Source organism: Pseudomonas sp. G3-19 (assembly GCF_054855875.1).
The window spans coordinates 4,158,594-4,172,278 of sequence record NZ_JBMPIQ010000003.1; the positions used below are offsets into that span (position 1 = coordinate 4,158,594).

A 13,685-nucleotide genomic window follows, 5' to 3' on the forward strand; every position below is an offset into this window, starting at 1 on the left:
AACTGCTCCAGATCATAATTTGCCGGAAACTTTCCGCCGTCCGATCACCGGCAAAACCCGCAGAGTGAGGCGGGCCGAAGCCTGTAGCCAGTGACCGACCGGTCGTCATCGGCGGCACTTTCATCGGCTAATGCAAAGCTCGGTTTGCCCGGGCCTGCGGCGCACCCTAGAATGCCCCGATGCGCGATGATCTCTCCCTTCTGCTGAACTCCCTCAACGATGCCCAACGCCAGGCCGTAGCAGCCCCCGTTGGCCGTCAGTTGGTCCTGGCCGGTGCCGGTTCCGGTAAAACCCGAGTGCTGGTGCACCGTATCGCCTGGTTGATCCAGGTCGAAAACGCCTCGCCCCACTCCATTCTGTCGGTGACCTTCACCAACAAGGCCGCTGCCGAGATGCGTCATCGCATCGAGCAGTTGCTGGGTATCAACCCGGCCGGGATGTGGGTCGGCACCTTCCACGGCCTGGCGCACCGCTTGCTGCGGGCGCACTGGCAGGAAGCCGGGTTGAGCCAGACGTTCCAGATTCTCGACAGCGACGACCAGCAGCGGCTGGTCAAGCGGGTGATCCGCGAGCTGGGGCTGGACGAACAACGCTGGCCGGCCCGTCAGGCCCAGTGGTTCATCAACGGGCAGAAAGACGAAGGTCTGCGTCCGCAACACATTCAGGCTAGCGGCGACTTGTACCTGGCGACCATGCGCGGCATTTACGAAGCTTACGAGGCGGCCTGCCAGCGCGCCGGCGTCATCGACTTCTCCGAACTGCTGCTGCGCGCCCTCGACCTGTGGCGCGATCACCCGGGCCTGCTGGCGCACTATCAGAAGCGCTTCCGTCATATCCTCGTCGACGAGTTCCAGGACACCAACGCCGTGCAGTACGCCTGGTTGCGCCTACTGGGCAAGGGCGGCGACAGCCTGATGGTGGTCGGCGACGACGACCAGTCGATCTACGGCTGGCGTGGGGCGAAAATCGAGAACATCCATCAGTACTCCTCAGACTTCCCGGATTCGGTGACCATTCGTCTGGAGCAGAACTATCGCTCCACTGCCGGCATCCTCAAGGCCGCCAACGCCTTGATCGCCAATAACACCGGGCGTCTCGGCAAAGAGCTGTGGACCGACGGCGGCGACGGCGAAGCGATCAACCTGTACGCCGCGTTCAACGAACACGACGAAGCGCGCTACGTTGTCGAAACCATCGAAAGCGCGCTGAAAACCGGCCTGGCCCGCAGCGACATCGCGATTCTCTACCGCTCAAACGCCCAATCGCGCGTTTTGGAAGAAGCCTTGCTGCGCGAGCGCATTCCGTACCGCATCTATGGCGGCCAGCGCTTCTTCGAGCGCGCGGAAATCAAGAACGCCATGGCCTACCTGCGCCTGCTCGAAGGCCGTGGCAACGACGCCGCACTGGAGCGGGTGATCAACGTCCCGGCCCGTGGTATTGGCGAGAAAACCGTCGAGGCGATCCGCGACCATGCTCGCCACAGCGATGTATCAATGTGGGAAGCGATGCGCCAACTGGTCGCCAATAAAGGCCTGACCGGTCGCGCTGCCGGCGCCTTGGGTGCGTTTATCGAGCTGATCGAGAACCTTGCCGCCAAGTGCATGGAGATGCCGCTGCATCTGATGACCCAGACCGTCATTGAGCAATCGGGGCTGATCGGCTATCACGAAGCGGAAAAAGGCGAGAAAGGCCAGGCCCGGGTGGAAAACCTTGAGGAACTGGTCAGCGCCGCGCGCAACTTCGAAAACACCGAAGATGACGAAGAGCTGACGCCACTGGCGGCATTCCTCGGCCACGCGTCGCTGGAAGCCGGCGACACTCAAGCCGACGAGCACGAAGACAGCATTCAGCTGATGACCCTGCACAGCGCCAAGGGCCTGGAATTCCCTTACGTGTTCCTGGTGGGCATGGAAGAAGGTCTGTTCCCGCACAAGATGAGCCTGGAGGAACCGGGTCGTCTGGAAGAGGAGCGCCGCCTGGCCTATGTGGGCATCACCCGGGCCATGCAGAATCTGGTGATGACCTATGCTGAAACCCGGCGCCTGTACGGCAGCGAAACCTACAACAAGGTCTCGCGTTTCGTCCGTGAAGTGCCGAAGGGGCTGATTCAGGAAGTGCGCCTGTCGAACAGTGTCAGCCGACCATTCGGCGGCAACCAGTCGATGAGCGGCAGCAACCTGTTCAGCGGTAGCGAGATCCCGGAAACCGGCTTCAGCCTCGGTCAGGCCGTGCGCCATTCGATCTTCGGCGACGGCGTGATCCTCAACTTCGAAGGTTCCGGCGCGCAGGCGCGGGTGCAGGTGAACTTCAGCGAAGGCAGCAAGTGGCTGATGCTGGGGTACGCGAAGCTGGAAGCCATTTAACGCCTTGCTCGATTGCTTCTATAGGAGTGAGCCTGCTCGCGATAGCGATTTATCATTCAATATATTTATTGTCTGACACGCCCTCATCGCGAGCAGGCTCACTCCTACAAGGCTTTGTGTCGGCTCATCTTTAAGGATATTTCCATGGGCTCAGGCTTCTTTTCTTCCTGGACATTCTGGGCCCTGCTCTCGGCGACTTTCGCCGCGCTGACGGCGATCTTCGCCAAGATCGGCATCGAAAACGTCAATTCCGACTTCGCTACCCTGCTGCGCACCATCGTGGTCCTGGTCAGCCTGGCCTTGATTTTGTACGCGACGGGCCAATATCAGTCATTGGGATCAATTTCCGCCAAGAGCTACTTGTTCCTGCTGTTATCTGGCCTGGGTACCGGCGCATCGTGGCTGTGTTACTTCCGCGCGCTGAAAGTCGGCCCGGCTTCGCTGGTCGCGCCAGTGGACAAGCTCAGCGTGGTACTGGTGGCGGTGCTCGGCGTGATCCTGCTGGGCGAGAAACTCGACCTGCGCCAATGGGGCGGCATCGGCCTGATCACCGCCGGTGTGGTAATGCTGGCGTTGCGTCGATAAGCAGGTTTCCCGCTGAACCTATCCCATTTTCCTACAGACAAAAGTACATGGCCTTATTGCTTCGATGGAGCTGAACCTAAGCTGTCAGGCAAAAGCCCGAAACACTCTCTCGCTAGCCAGTAACACTTCAGCTGTGCAACATGGCGCGCGTGTCTCCACAAACGGGAATTCCCTTTATGAAACGTTTTCTTAGCATCGCCATGGCGTTGTGCATCGGCCTGACGATGAGCCTCGACGCCAACGCCAAGCGCTTTGGTGGTGGCAAAAGCGCCGGCGCTGCGCCGACGCACCAGACCAGCCAGATGGCTCCTTCTTCCCCAGGCATGGGCGGCGCAGCAGCGACCGCTGGTGCAGCCGGCGCTGCCGGTGCCGCGGCCAAGGCTGGCGGCGCTTCTAAATGGCTCGGCCCTCTGGCCGGTATCGCCGCCGGTGGCCTGCTCGCGTCCATGTTCATGGGCGGCGGCTTCCAGGGCATGCAGATCTTCGACATCCTGATCATGGCCGTGATCGCGTTCGTGATCTTCCGCTTCATCGCTGCGCGTCGACGCAAGCAGCAGGAGCACCTGGCTCCGGCCGGCGCGCCGATGCAGCGTGAAGTGTTCGAGCAGAAGCCTGCCGCCATGGGTTCGATCTTCGGTGGTTCGGCCGCGCCGGTTGCCGCTCGTCCGGTGATCAACGCACCGGCCTGGTTCAACGAGCAGAACTTCCTTGCCGCCGCGCGCAGCCACTTCCAGTCGCTGCAGCAGCACTGGGACGCCAACGAAATGGACAAGATCGCCGAGTTCGTGACCCCGCAAATGCTCGACTTCCTCAAGCGTGAGCGTGCGGACCTGGGCGACGGCTTCCAGTCGACCTACATCGACAACCTGCAGGTACAGCTGGACGGCGTGGATGATCGTGCCGACAAGACCATCGCCACCCTGACCTTCAGCGGTGTGTCGAAGACCTCGCGTTTCGACCAGGGCGAAGTGTTCAGCGAAAGCTGGAACATGGAACGTCCGCAGGGCGAAAACCAGCCTTGGCTGGTGGCCGGTATCCGCCAGAACGGCTGATCCCCATCGCGTTACGCATGTGGTAATAAAAACCCCGGCCTCGGCCGGGGTTTTCTATTTCACGGTTGCATCTATAGCGAGCTACTGTATAAACCGGCCCATATAAACCGCGCCATTCAAGCAAGAGGATCCCGGACGTGGAAGAAATCATCGAACAACTGCGCGAAGCCAACGAACCCGTACCGGTTCCCCTGGAGTTGCCCGACGAAGACCAATTGGTGGAGATCGAAGAAGAACTCTTCATCAACATCCCGTTCGTCTTCAAAGAGTTTCTGCTGACCGTCAGCGACGTGGTGTACGGCAGCCTCGAGCCGGTGACCGTCACCGACCCGCAATCACACACCTACCTGCCGGATGTCGCGGCCAACGCCTGGGACGCTGGCGTACCGCGCGACCTGATCCCGATCTGCCAGGACGGCGACAACTACTACTGCGTCGAAGAAGACGGCACCGTGGTGCTGTGGTCCGGCGAAGAAGAGCTGATCACCGAAGAGTCCTGGGAATCGGTGTGGCATTGGGCGCGGGATGTCTGGCTGGAGAGCTGATTCGCCAGACGCCCGGGTCGGTCAGTGCCCCGACGACTCCTTGTGGTTGTCGAGGGTTTCCAGCAGGGCCACCTGCATCCGCGTGTGCACGCGGATGAACCAGCGCCAGAGCAGCGCCGCCACGGCGGCCGCGACCACGGCGACCAGCACCAGCAACTTGTTGGTCGGCAGGATACTGGCCGACAAGGCTGCCAACAGCAGGAAGATCACCAGCAGCGAGAGGATCGGGATCACTTCGGAGATCACCCGACGCACTCGCTGCGTGTGCCGCCCGGCCATCTCCGGCTTCACGCCCATCTCCGCCAGCAGCATCGACAGCGCCTTGAGCTTGCGATACGCCGCAATCAGGAACGGCAGCGACAGCAGCAGCGCCCCGCCCCAGATCAACGCCTTCTGCCAGCTCGGATCAGTGATCCAGTCCTGCATCCACACCGACAACCGTCCGGCGAAGAACGCGCCGCTGAAGAAGATCGCGATCACCAGCGCCAGATTGACCCCGACCTGCAACAGGATCCGCCGGATCATCGCCGCCAGCATCGCGCCCTCGCCTTGCGGTTGAATGCTGCGCAGCCATTCGCCATACATGCCGAACACCCGGCCCAGACGCTTGGGCACCGCCGCCGAGAGCTTGATCGACAGCGGATCGGCCGCACGGATCAGATACGGCGTCAGCAGCGTGGTGATCACCGACACCGCCACCGCAACGGGATAAAGGAAGTTGCTGGTGACCTGCAGCGTCATCCCGAGCGCGGCGATGATGAAGGAAAATTCGCCAATCTGTGACAGCCCCATCCCGACCCGCAGTGAGGTGCGTCCGTCATTGCCGGCGATAAACGCCCCGAGGCCGCAGGACAACATCTTGCCGAGCACCACCGCCACGGTGATTACCGCGATCGGCCAGGCGTATTGCAGCAGGATCATCGGATCGAGCATCAGGCCGATGGCGACGAAGAAGATTGCACTGAACAGGTCGCGAACCGGTTCGATCAGTCGCTCGATCTTCAGCAACTGCCGCGACTCGGCCATGATCGCGCCGATCAGGAAGGCACCGAGCACCATGCTGTATTCGAGCTTGACCACCAATAGGCAGAAGCCGAAACACAAGCCCAGCACGGTGATCAGCAGCATCTCGTTGCTTTCGAATTTGGCGACATAAGCCAGCAGACGCGGCACCAGCAAAATGCCGACCACCAGCGCGACGATCATGAACAACGACAGTTTGCCGACCGTGGAGAACACTTCGCCGGAGCTGACCGTGCCGCTGACGGCGATACTCGACAGTAAGGCGATGATGCCAATGCCGAGGATGTCCTCGACGATCAGTACGCCGAAGATCAGTTGCGCAAAGCGCTCGTTCTTCATCTTCAGGTCGTTGAGCGCCTTGACGATGATGGTGGTTGAGGAGATGGCGAGGATTGCGCCGAGGAACAGCGAGTCCATGGTGTTCCAGTCGAACCAGCGACCGATCTCGTAGCCGATCCAGATCATCAGGACGATTTCGAGGAATGCCGCGATAAACGCCGTGGCGCCAACCTTGAACAACTTGCGCAGGCTGAATTCCAGCCCGAGGCAGAACATCAGGAAAATCACCCCCAGCTCGGCGAGGGTCTTGATGGTTTCTTCGTCGTGGATCAGGCCGAACGGCGGTGTGTGCGGGCCGATGATGAAACCGGCGACGATGTAGCCGAGCACCACCGGCTGCTTGAAGCGGTGAAACAGCACGGTGACCACACCTGCGACCAACATGATCACTGCCAGGTCCTGAATAAAGCTGATGGCATGCATGGTGTGGGCTCCTTGTATGACGTGACCCGCCGTCAGACATCAGAAAGGTCTGAGCGAGCTGGGTAAAAATCCGCTTTTCGTGTAGGAATTGCCCTTGGGCAGGGCCTTTTGCAGGTTAACACCGCGACTTCCGGCTGGAAGGCGGTGCAATATAAGGAAACAGATCGGTCGCGGCGTGACGGCAGTCAGTCGTCTGGCGTCCCGATAACGGTGCTTTTGAAAAAACCACCAGGCACCCGCAGAGGTGCGTCCAGCCATCCAGCCTTGATCCGTGAGAACGTTATGGAACCCGGAAACGCCCAACTGTCGATGACGGTATTGATGACCCCCGACATGGCCAACTTCTCTGGCAATGTCCACGGCGGTACCCTGCTCAAATACCTCGACGAAGTGGCCTACGCCTGCGCGAGCCGCTATGCCGGCCGCTACGTGGTAACGCTGTCGGTGGATCAGGTGATTTTCCGCGAGCCGATCCATGTCGGCGAACTGGTGACCTTCCTCGCGTCGGTCAACTACACCGGCAACACCTCGATGGAAGTCGGCATCAAAGTGGTGACCGAAAACATCCGCGAGCGCTCGGTACGCCACACCAACAGCTGCTTCTTCACCATGGTTGCGGTGGATGACCAGCGTAAACCGGCCCCCGTGCCGCCGCTGCAACCGCAGAACAGCGAAGACAAGCGCCGCTACATGCAGGCGCAGCAGCGTCGGCAGATTCGTCAGGAGCTGGAAAAGCGTTATCAGGAGATCAAGGGCGACGCCTGATCAGCCCTTTGGCATGATGTCGCTTTACAGATAGCCTTCGCGAGCAAGCCCGCTCCCACATTGAATCGCAGTCCTCCCATGAGAACGCGGTCGAAGGTGGGAGCGGGCTTGCTCGCGAATGGGTGTAACGCGGTCTTACAGACTGATCGCCGTCGCCTCGAACTTCACCCGCGGATGCGCAATCCGGTCCTGCGCTCGCACCAGTTGCAGCTCGTAACTGGCACACGCCTGGGTTTCCAGCAGCACCTCATGCACCGCCGCTGCGGTGAACTCAAACGCCGCCACCAGACTGTCGCCGAGCAGTACCCGCGCGAGGAACAGCCCGGACGTCAGATCGCCCACCCCCACCGGCTGACGCGGAAACGCCAGCAACGGACGGCGCAGGTGCCAGCTTTCATCTGCGGTCACTAACAACATCTCGAAACCGTCCGCCGGCTTGCCCGGATAATCCAGATGCTTGACCAACACCGCTTTCGGCCCACGCGCCAGCAACGCCCGAGCCATCGCCAGGCAATCGAACAGCGACTGCGGCTTGCGCCCGGAGAAGCTGTCCAGCTCCAGTTGGTTCGGGCACATGATGTCCGCCACCGCAGCGGCTTCCTCCAGCAGGAAATCGCTGACTTCGGCCGGCACACTGCAGCCCTTCTCCGGATGACCCATCACCGGGTCGCACAGGTACAACGCCTTCGGATTGACCGACTTGATGCGCTCGACGCCACTGAGAATCGCCCGGCCCTGCGCCGCGCTGCCCAGATAACCGGAAAGCACGGCGTCGCAGTTGCCCAGCTCGCCAATGGCGGCAATGCCTTCGACCAGTTCGGGGATCTGGTGCGGCGCCAGCACTTCACCGGCCCACTGCCCGTACTGGGTGTGATTGGAAAACTGCACGGTGTTGAGCGGCCAGACATTCACCCCGACCCGCTGCATCGGAAACACGGCGGCGCTGTTGCCGGCGTGGCCGAAGACCACATGGGACTGAATGGCGAGCAGATGAGGCGTACGTTTCATTCGGGTTATTCCGTAAAACGATTGAAATTCAAGCCGCGCAGTATGCGACGAAACACAGCCTGTACGACAGACCGGCGACGCAGTTAAGCTGAGCTTATCTTTTGGAGTTTCCTGTTGATGCTGACCCTCGAAAACATCTTCGTGCTGATGCTGTTCGCCGCTGCCGGTGCATGGCTATGGCACAACCACGGCTTGCGCGAGCGGGCGCTGGAGCGGGTCAAGCAGCATTGCATCAACGTCGGCGTCGAACTGCTGGACGGTAACGTCGCGTTGAAAAAAATCGGTCTGATCAAGGACGCCAGCGGGCGGCGGCGCCTGGCCCGGGTCTATAACTTCGAGTTCACCGTGACCGGTGAATCCCGGCACAACGGCACCATCACCCAGTTCGGCGCGCACAGTGCGCAAATCGAACTGGCGCCCTACCCGGCGCCGTTCGACGATACGCCGCCGGTGGTCGAAGTTACCCGCCCACGGGCCGAAGTGATCGAACTGAGCCAGTGGCGGCAGGAACACAACAAGTGGAAGCCTTGAGCTAACCCGCCTGCACCCGGCATTGCGTCAGGCCTGACTGCAAAGCATCGATACGTTGTGCATCGGCAAAGATCAGCTCTATACGTGAATCCCGTCGCCACTCACTCGGTTGCCAATCCAGTTCGGCGTTATCCACCGCATTGGCCGACACCCAGCCCTCGGCGCTGTGGATAACCAGTTTGGCCCGCCGCCAGTCCAGGCTCTGCAGCCATTGGCTCAGACGTTGCGTATCGAACGTCTGTCCAGGGTGCCAACGCCAGCCGATGCTCCAACCGCCCTCCTGTGCCTGACTCAGGCAGATCGGCGATGCCGGGTCGCTCCAGAGCGCCGGAATCGGTCCCGCTCCCTGCGGCACGAAGAGGTTATCCGCACCTGCCATTGCTTGCGCCGTGACACCCGGCAACTCGCGTAAAGGCAGTTGCGCCTGCTGCGTCCAGACCAGTTTGACTGCCGGCAAACGCTCGACGATGGTCTGCCGTGCAGCCTCATCCAGGCTTTCTGCCTTGTTCAGCAACAGCAGACCGGCGCTACCCAAAGCGTCATGCTGAGCGGTCGGCAAGGCTTTCCCGGCGGCCAGCGCCTGGGCATCCAGCACTAACACGCAGGGCTGCAGCGCCAGCACACCCAACCACGGCGCCTCGCCTAACTGCTTGAACAATTGCGCCGGATGGCCCAGTCCGGATGGCTCGATGAACAGTCGATCCGGCCTGGCCTTGCGCAGCAAACGGCCGAGGCCGATCTGAAACGGCGCTCCATTCACGCAACACAGACACCCTCCGGCGACTTCGCCCAGTGCGATACCATCGGCGTCGCGGGTCAGCAACGCAGCATCGAGGCCGATCTGACCGAACTCGTTGATCAGCACCGCCCAGCGCTCGCCGTCCGGCCGTTGGGCCATGAGTTGGCGAATCAGGCTGGTCTTGCCAGCGCCCAAAGGGCCGGCGATGACATGGGTAGGAATGTTCTGCAACATGACTGGGCGTTTTCTGAGGGGATTGGACATGCGTTGGATGGGATGGTCGTTGCTGTTGATGCTGCTGTCGAGCGAAGCATGGGCCCAGGCTTGCGTGGTGCACAGCCAAGGTGAGCGGCTCGACGTCAAAGTCTGCCAGCAGAACCGCAATATTCCCGAGAAGCTGTTTAGCGACGGCTTCTGCCAACCGACCCTGGCCGGGCAGAAAGTCGAGGTGCAGTACGTCGATCAATGCCCGAGCGGCGCGTTCGGCGTGTGCAGCAACGCGCAAGTCGCCAATATGCCCTATCGCCAAGATATCCACTATTACGGCGTCGCCTCCGACGCGGCGTATTTACAGCCGTACTGCGAAGGCCAGAGCCAGGGCAAATGGCTCAAGCCTTGAGCTGTCAACCGAGCCAGTCGAGGGTCAGCAGCAGCCGTCGTTCGCCCGGCGCCGGTTGCGGGGAACGATGAATCAGGCCGAAGCCTTCGTTGCCGTGCCACTTCTCACCTTTCAATAACGCCACGTCACCGCTCTGCAGTTGCTGGATGTTCGCGATGTCCCGTGGTTCGGCGTTTGCCTGGCCCAATTGCTCGCGATCCATCACGCCTTCCTTGAGCCACTGACTGCCGATCCCGCCGTAGGTTGTAATCAAGCGCACCGGCACATGATCAACATGGAAGCGTGGGCACATGGCTTTGTCCAACACCCGCAGGCGCAAACCGATGCGGCGAGCGCCCAGCAGACAGGCGAAGGCACTCACCAGCCATTGCAGGTCCGCGATGAAGCCCTCGTAGCCTTGCAGATCACGGAACCCGGCGGCCAGTCCTTGCAGATCAGGGTCGGCGTCTTCATTCGGCAATTCGATGCACAGTGATTCCGCCAAAGGCTCGTTGAGCGACAGCAGCAACTCTGCGAAATCGGCGATGTGCAGCGGCATTTGACGCTGCCAGACCGCGAGATTGACGTCGTCTTCGAGGATTCGCGCCAGCGTTTTCGGCGTCACCCCCTGATGCTGATGGCGCACCCGGTTTTGCTGCAGTTTGAGCGCAAGCATCAGGCGGCCTCTTCGTGCCAAGGGCCGAACGGGTCCGGCAGCCTGCGCCAACCATCCACGCCAACGGCCATTTCTTCGTCAGTCAGCAGGCAGGCATCGAGCTCCGACTTGAGCTGTACGAAGTCGATGTTCTGGCCGATGAATACCAGCTCCTGACGACAATCTCCGACGCTCGGCGTCCAGTTTTCCATGATTGCTGCGGTACTTTCATGATCCTGCGGCCACTGGTTTTTCGGCACGAAACGCCACCAGCGACCGGCGAAACCATGGCGCATCAAACCACCGGCCTGCGACCAACTGCCTGCGTCGGAGGGTTTGCTGGCGAGCCAGAAGAAGCCTTTGGAGCGCAGCAGTTTGCCGTTCGGCCATGGACGATCGATGAAGTCGAAAAAGCGCTGCGGATGGAACGGGCGACGTGCGCGGTAGGCCGTCGAGGCGATGCCGTATTCCGTGGTTTCCGGCACGTGCTCACCACGCAATTCCTGCAACCAGCCCGGGGCCTGAGCGGCTTTCTCGAAATCGAAACGCCCGGTGTTGAGGATCTTCTCTAGCGGCACCTCGCCCATCACCATCGGGATGATTTCCGCCTGGGCGTTGAGGCGTTTGAGGATGGCCATCAGCTCTTCGCGCTCCTGGCGGCTGATGAGGTCGATCTTGCTGATCAGCAGTACATCGGCGAACTCGATTTGTTCGATCAGCAGATCGGTGATCGAGCGTTCATCTTCATCGCCCAGTGTCTCGCCGCGGGACGCGAGGCTCTCGGCAGCCTGATAGTCGAGGAGGAAATTCACACCGTCGACTACCGTGACCATGGTGTCGAGCCGCGCGACATCGGCGAGGCTCTGGCCCTGCTCGTCACGAAAGGTGAACGTTTCGGCGACCGGTAGCGGCTCGGAAATACCGGTAGATTCGATGAGCAAGTAATCGAATCTTCCTTCGCGGGCGAGTTTGCTGACTTCTTCGAGCAGGTCCTCGCGTAACGTACAGCAGATACAACCGTTGCTCATCTCCACGAGTTTTTCTTCCGCACGGTTAAGGCTGACATCGCGCTGGACTTCGCTGCCATCAATGTTGATTTCGCTCATATCGTTAACGATGACCGCAACGCGCAAACCTTCTCGATTACGTAGTACGTAATTCAAAAGTGTACTTTTTCCGGCGCCGAGAAAGCCCGATAGAACGGTCACGGGAAGTGGAGATGACATTGGATAATCCTCATCAGGTTGTGGCCGATGTGCGTTTTGGCCTGTTTTGGCCTGTTTTGGCGTAGCTCACCGCGTACTTGAGCTTCAAAACAGCGCTTTGGCAGAAGCAGACGCTTGCAATCGGCGAGCTCAGGCTCAATTCAAATTTATGTTATAGTATAACAATGTAAATAAGCCAGCCCCGCTCTTGCCCAAACCGATAAAGCGCTGGAAGCTGCACGCAAACTGCCCATCGGATACCGAGATGAAAATTGCCCTGAAATGCTCGCTGCTGAGTCTCGCGTTGCTATCGTGGGCCAACGCATGGGGACAAATTCCTGCACTCGCCAACTGCACACGCAGCGCCAATCTGCTGGCCTGCATCGATGCGCAGGGCAATACCTACAGCGTAAACACGGTGGGCAGCACGATTTACCTGCGTGGCTTTGAAAAGGACGGCAATCGCTACTGGGCACAGACCAACAGTCGTTTCGGCCAGCTGACGTTCTTCACCGGGCTCGCCTCTGACGGCGAAGCCTGGGCTGGCTACACCCGTCGCGTTGGCTGGACGACAATCAATCGCTTTTCCAGCTCTGGCGGCAGCAGCGCCAAGTTCACCTGCAGTCGGATCACCGGCTGCTAAACCTGCGCTTCTTACTGCTCCTGCTGCCAGGCGATGTAGCTATCTACTGGCGGATTCTTCTGGAAGTAACGCTGCAGCCCTTCGAATAAACCATCCGCCACGGCCTGCTGATGTCGAGGCGTGACCAGGCGCTGGCTGTCACGGGCGTTGGAAATGAAGCCGGTTTCCACCAGAATCGACGGCACGTCCGGCGACTTCAGCACGGCAAACCCTGCCTGCTCCACGCGCTTCTGATGCAGCGTGGTAATGCCCGCCAGACTGCCGAGAACGGTGCTGCCGAGTTGCAAACTGGCGGCAATGGTGGCGTTCATCGACATGTCGAGAATCACGCCGGCGAGCATCGGATCCTTGTCCTTAAGGTTGAGCAGACTGGTCGCGCCCAGCAGATCCGCGCCGTTCTCCCGCTGTGCCATGAAGCGTGCAGTTGCTGACGTCGCACCACCTTCAGACAAGCAATACACAGATGCTCCCGACGCGGTAAGACGCGGCGCCGCATCGGCGTGGACCGAGATAAACATGTCGGCCTTGTGCTGACGAGCGATGTCCACACGCTTGCGCAGCGGCACGAAGAAGTCGTCATTGCGCACCAGTTTTACGTCGAAGCCTTTCTCCCTTTTCAGGCGTTTGGCGAGCAACTGAGCGATGGCAAGAACCACATCCTTTTCCCGCTCACCCCTGGCGCCAACCGCACCTGGGTCTTTTCCGCCGTGCCCGGGATCAACGACGACGATGATGTCGCGCTTCGGGTGAGTCTTATTCGAAGGTGTTTCACGTGGAACCATTGCCGTACTCGATGCCTGTTTGGCGTTTACCAGATCAAGCACCAAGCGGTGCCCCTGGCCATCTTGAGGCGCCAAAAGGAAGCTGCTCAATAGCACCGGATGGTTCAGATCGAGAACGATCCGTGTATCACCCTGACCAAAGCGCCCTGATCGAATCGAATGAATAGCTGTATCGACAAGCGTCAATTGACTGAAATCGCCACTCAAACTCGCCCCGGAAAGGTCGATGATCAAGCGTTCTGGAGCGCTCAGGGAGAAGGTTTTGTAGCGCACCGGACCGCTCAGATCGAACACCAATCTGAGCTTGTCATCCGAACGCCAGAGGCGTGCATTGCGAATTTGTGTAGCCGAAACGGTGAAGGGAAAAGCCAAAGCCGTGCTGGCCACAAGCAGGTTGAGCAGATGACGTCGGTGCATATGAAAGCCTGT

The 13,685-nt window shown here is 60.3% G+C and carries 14 protein-coding genes; 8 read left to right on the forward strand and 6 right to left on the reverse strand.

All coding sequences use genetic code 11. From position 1 onward, the window contains the following. Positions 1-179: 179 nt before the first annotated feature. The 4 genes from uvrD (at position 180) to ACOYXI_RS19130 (ending at position 4,545) form a co-directional block, all read left to right on the forward strand. Entirely contained in the window at positions 180-2,363 is a 2,184-nt protein-coding gene (uvrD, locus tag ACOYXI_RS19115) for a DNA helicase II (protein ID WP_461675166.1), read from the forward strand. Between the two features lie 144 nt (positions 2,364-2,507). Continuing rightward, positions 2,508-2,948 carry an EamA family transporter gene (locus ACOYXI_RS19120; protein ID WP_027610340.1) on the forward strand — a complete coding sequence of 147 codons (441 nt, stop codon included), beginning with the start codon at positions 2,508-2,510 and terminating at the stop codon, positions 2,946-2,948. 176 nt (positions 2,949-3,124) lie between these two features. Further along, positions 3,125-4,000, forward strand: coding sequence for a Tim44 domain-containing protein (locus ACOYXI_RS19125; protein WP_007962237.1), 876 nt, complete (start codon positions 3,125-3,127; stop codon positions 3,998-4,000). A gap of 137 nt (positions 4,001-4,137) precedes the next feature. After that, positions 4,138-4,545 (forward strand): SMI1/KNR4 family protein, encoded by a 408-nt coding sequence (locus ACOYXI_RS19130; RefSeq protein WP_024164487.1) that lies wholly within the window; start codon positions 4,138-4,140, stop codon positions 4,543-4,545. Between the two features lie 21 nt (positions 4,546-4,566). Here ACOYXI_RS19130 and ACOYXI_RS19135 read toward each other — a convergent pair whose 3' ends face one another. Next, positions 4,567-6,330: a cation:proton antiporter gene (locus ACOYXI_RS19135; RefSeq protein ID WP_097089419.1), complete on the reverse strand. Its 1,764-nt coding sequence runs from the start codon at positions 6,328-6,330 to the stop codon at positions 4,567-4,569. 282 nt (positions 6,331-6,612) lie between these two features. Here ACOYXI_RS19135 and ACOYXI_RS19140 point away from each other — a divergent pair, with 282 nt between their 5' ends. Continuing rightward, positions 6,613-7,095, forward strand: coding sequence for an acyl-CoA thioesterase (locus ACOYXI_RS19140; protein ID WP_041073853.1), 483 nt, complete (start codon positions 6,613-6,615; stop codon positions 7,093-7,095). A gap of 135 nt (positions 7,096-7,230) precedes the next feature. Here ACOYXI_RS19140 and pdxY read toward each other — a convergent pair whose 3' ends face one another. Then, positions 7,231-8,103, reverse strand: coding sequence for a pyridoxal kinase PdxY (gene pdxY / locus ACOYXI_RS19145; protein WP_027610337.1), 873 nt, complete (start codon positions 8,101-8,103; stop codon positions 7,231-7,233). A 117-nt stretch (positions 8,104-8,220) separates the two neighbouring features. Here pdxY and ACOYXI_RS19150 point away from each other — a divergent pair, with 117 nt between their 5' ends. Further along, positions 8,221-8,634 (forward strand): DUF3301 domain-containing protein, encoded by a 414-nt coding sequence (locus ACOYXI_RS19150; RefSeq protein ID WP_282412320.1) that lies wholly within the window; start codon positions 8,221-8,223, stop codon positions 8,632-8,634. A gap of 1 nt (position 8,635) precedes the next feature. Here ACOYXI_RS19150 and ACOYXI_RS19155 read toward each other — a convergent pair whose 3' ends face one another. Continuing rightward, entirely contained in the window at positions 8,636-9,607 is a 972-nt protein-coding gene (locus ACOYXI_RS19155) for a CobW family GTP-binding protein (protein WP_461675167.1), read from the reverse strand. 28 nt (positions 9,608-9,635) lie between these two features. On the opposite strand from ACOYXI_RS19155, the gene ACOYXI_RS19160 reads away from it, so the two are divergent. Then, entirely contained in the window at positions 9,636-9,992 is a 357-nt protein-coding gene (locus tag ACOYXI_RS19160) for an NADH:ubiquinone oxidoreductase (RefSeq protein WP_096795431.1), read from the forward strand. A 4-nt stretch (positions 9,993-9,996) separates the two neighbouring features. Here ACOYXI_RS19160 and ACOYXI_RS19165 read toward each other — a convergent pair whose 3' ends face one another. Together ACOYXI_RS19165 and zigA are read right to left on the reverse strand one after the other, a co-directional pair. Continuing rightward, positions 9,997-10,647, reverse strand: a complete 651-nt coding sequence (locus tag ACOYXI_RS19165) for a DUF1826 domain-containing protein (RefSeq protein WP_461675168.1) — start codon at positions 10,645-10,647, stop codon at positions 9,997-9,999. Continuing rightward, positions 10,647-11,852 carry a zinc metallochaperone GTPase ZigA gene (gene zigA / locus ACOYXI_RS19170; protein ID WP_461675169.1) on the reverse strand — a complete coding sequence of 402 codons (1,206 nt, stop codon included), beginning with the start codon at positions 11,850-11,852 and terminating at the stop codon, positions 10,647-10,649. Before zigA ends, ACOYXI_RS19165 begins: the two co-directional genes overlap by 1 nt. Positions 11,853-12,096: 244 nt before the next feature. Here zigA and ACOYXI_RS19175 point away from each other — a divergent pair, with 244 nt between their 5' ends. Further along, on the forward strand, positions 12,097-12,474 hold the full coding sequence (locus ACOYXI_RS19175; RefSeq protein ID WP_134785037.1) for a glutamine synthetase: 378 nt from the start codon (positions 12,097-12,099) through the stop codon (positions 12,472-12,474). Positions 12,475-12,485: 11 nt separating this feature from the next. On the opposite strand, the gene ACOYXI_RS19180 is transcribed toward ACOYXI_RS19175, so the two are convergent. Next, complete coding sequence (locus ACOYXI_RS19180) at positions 12,486-13,673, reverse strand: N-acetylmuramoyl-L-alanine amidase (protein WP_461675170.1); 1,188 nt, start codon at positions 13,671-13,673, stop codon at positions 12,486-12,488. Between the last annotated feature and the right edge of the window lie 12 nt (positions 13,674-13,685).

Bases quoted from the DNA above. Each gene is read 5' to 3' on its own strand.
- ACOYXI_RS19175 (WP_134785037.1), top strand. From the start codon at position 12,097: ATGAAAATTGCCCTGAAATGCTCGCTGCTGAGTCTCGCGTTGCTATCG.
- ACOYXI_RS19160 (WP_096795431.1), top strand. From the start codon at position 9,636: ATGCGTTGGATGGGATGGTCGTTGCTGTTGATGCTGCTGTCGAGCGAA.
- ACOYXI_RS19155 (WP_461675167.1), bottom strand. From the start codon at position 9,607: ATGTTGCAGAACATTCCTACCCATGTCATCGCCGGCCCTTTGGGCGCT.
- ACOYXI_RS19165 (WP_461675168.1), bottom strand. From the start codon at position 10,647: ATGCTTGCGCTCAAACTGCAGCAAAACCGGGTGCGCCATCAGCATCAG.
- ACOYXI_RS19150 (WP_282412320.1), top strand. From the start codon at position 8,221: ATGCTGACCCTCGAAAACATCTTCGTGCTGATGCTGTTCGCCGCTGCC.
- ACOYXI_RS19135 (WP_097089419.1), bottom strand. From the start codon at position 6,330: ATGCATGCCATCAGCTTTATTCAGGACCTGGCAGTGATCATGTTGGTC.
- ACOYXI_RS19125 (WP_007962237.1), top strand. From the start codon at position 3,125: ATGAAACGTTTTCTTAGCATCGCCATGGCGTTGTGCATCGGCCTGACG.
- ACOYXI_RS19180 (WP_461675170.1), bottom strand. From the start codon at position 13,673: ATGCACCGACGTCATCTGCTCAACCTGCTTGTGGCCAGCACGGCTTTG.
- zigA (WP_461675169.1), bottom strand. From the start codon at position 11,852: ATGTCATCTCCACTTCCCGTGACCGTTCTATCGGGCTTTCTCGGCGCC.
- ACOYXI_RS19140 (WP_041073853.1), top strand. From the start codon at position 6,613: ATGGAACCCGGAAACGCCCAACTGTCGATGACGGTATTGATGACCCCC.
- ACOYXI_RS19120 (WP_027610340.1), top strand. From the start codon at position 2,508: ATGGGCTCAGGCTTCTTTTCTTCCTGGACATTCTGGGCCCTGCTCTCG.
- uvrD (WP_461675166.1), top strand. From the start codon at position 180: ATGCGCGATGATCTCTCCCTTCTGCTGAACTCCCTCAACGATGCCCAA.
- pdxY (WP_027610337.1), bottom strand. From the start codon at position 8,103: ATGAAACGTACGCCTCATCTGCTCGCCATTCAGTCCCATGTGGTCTTC.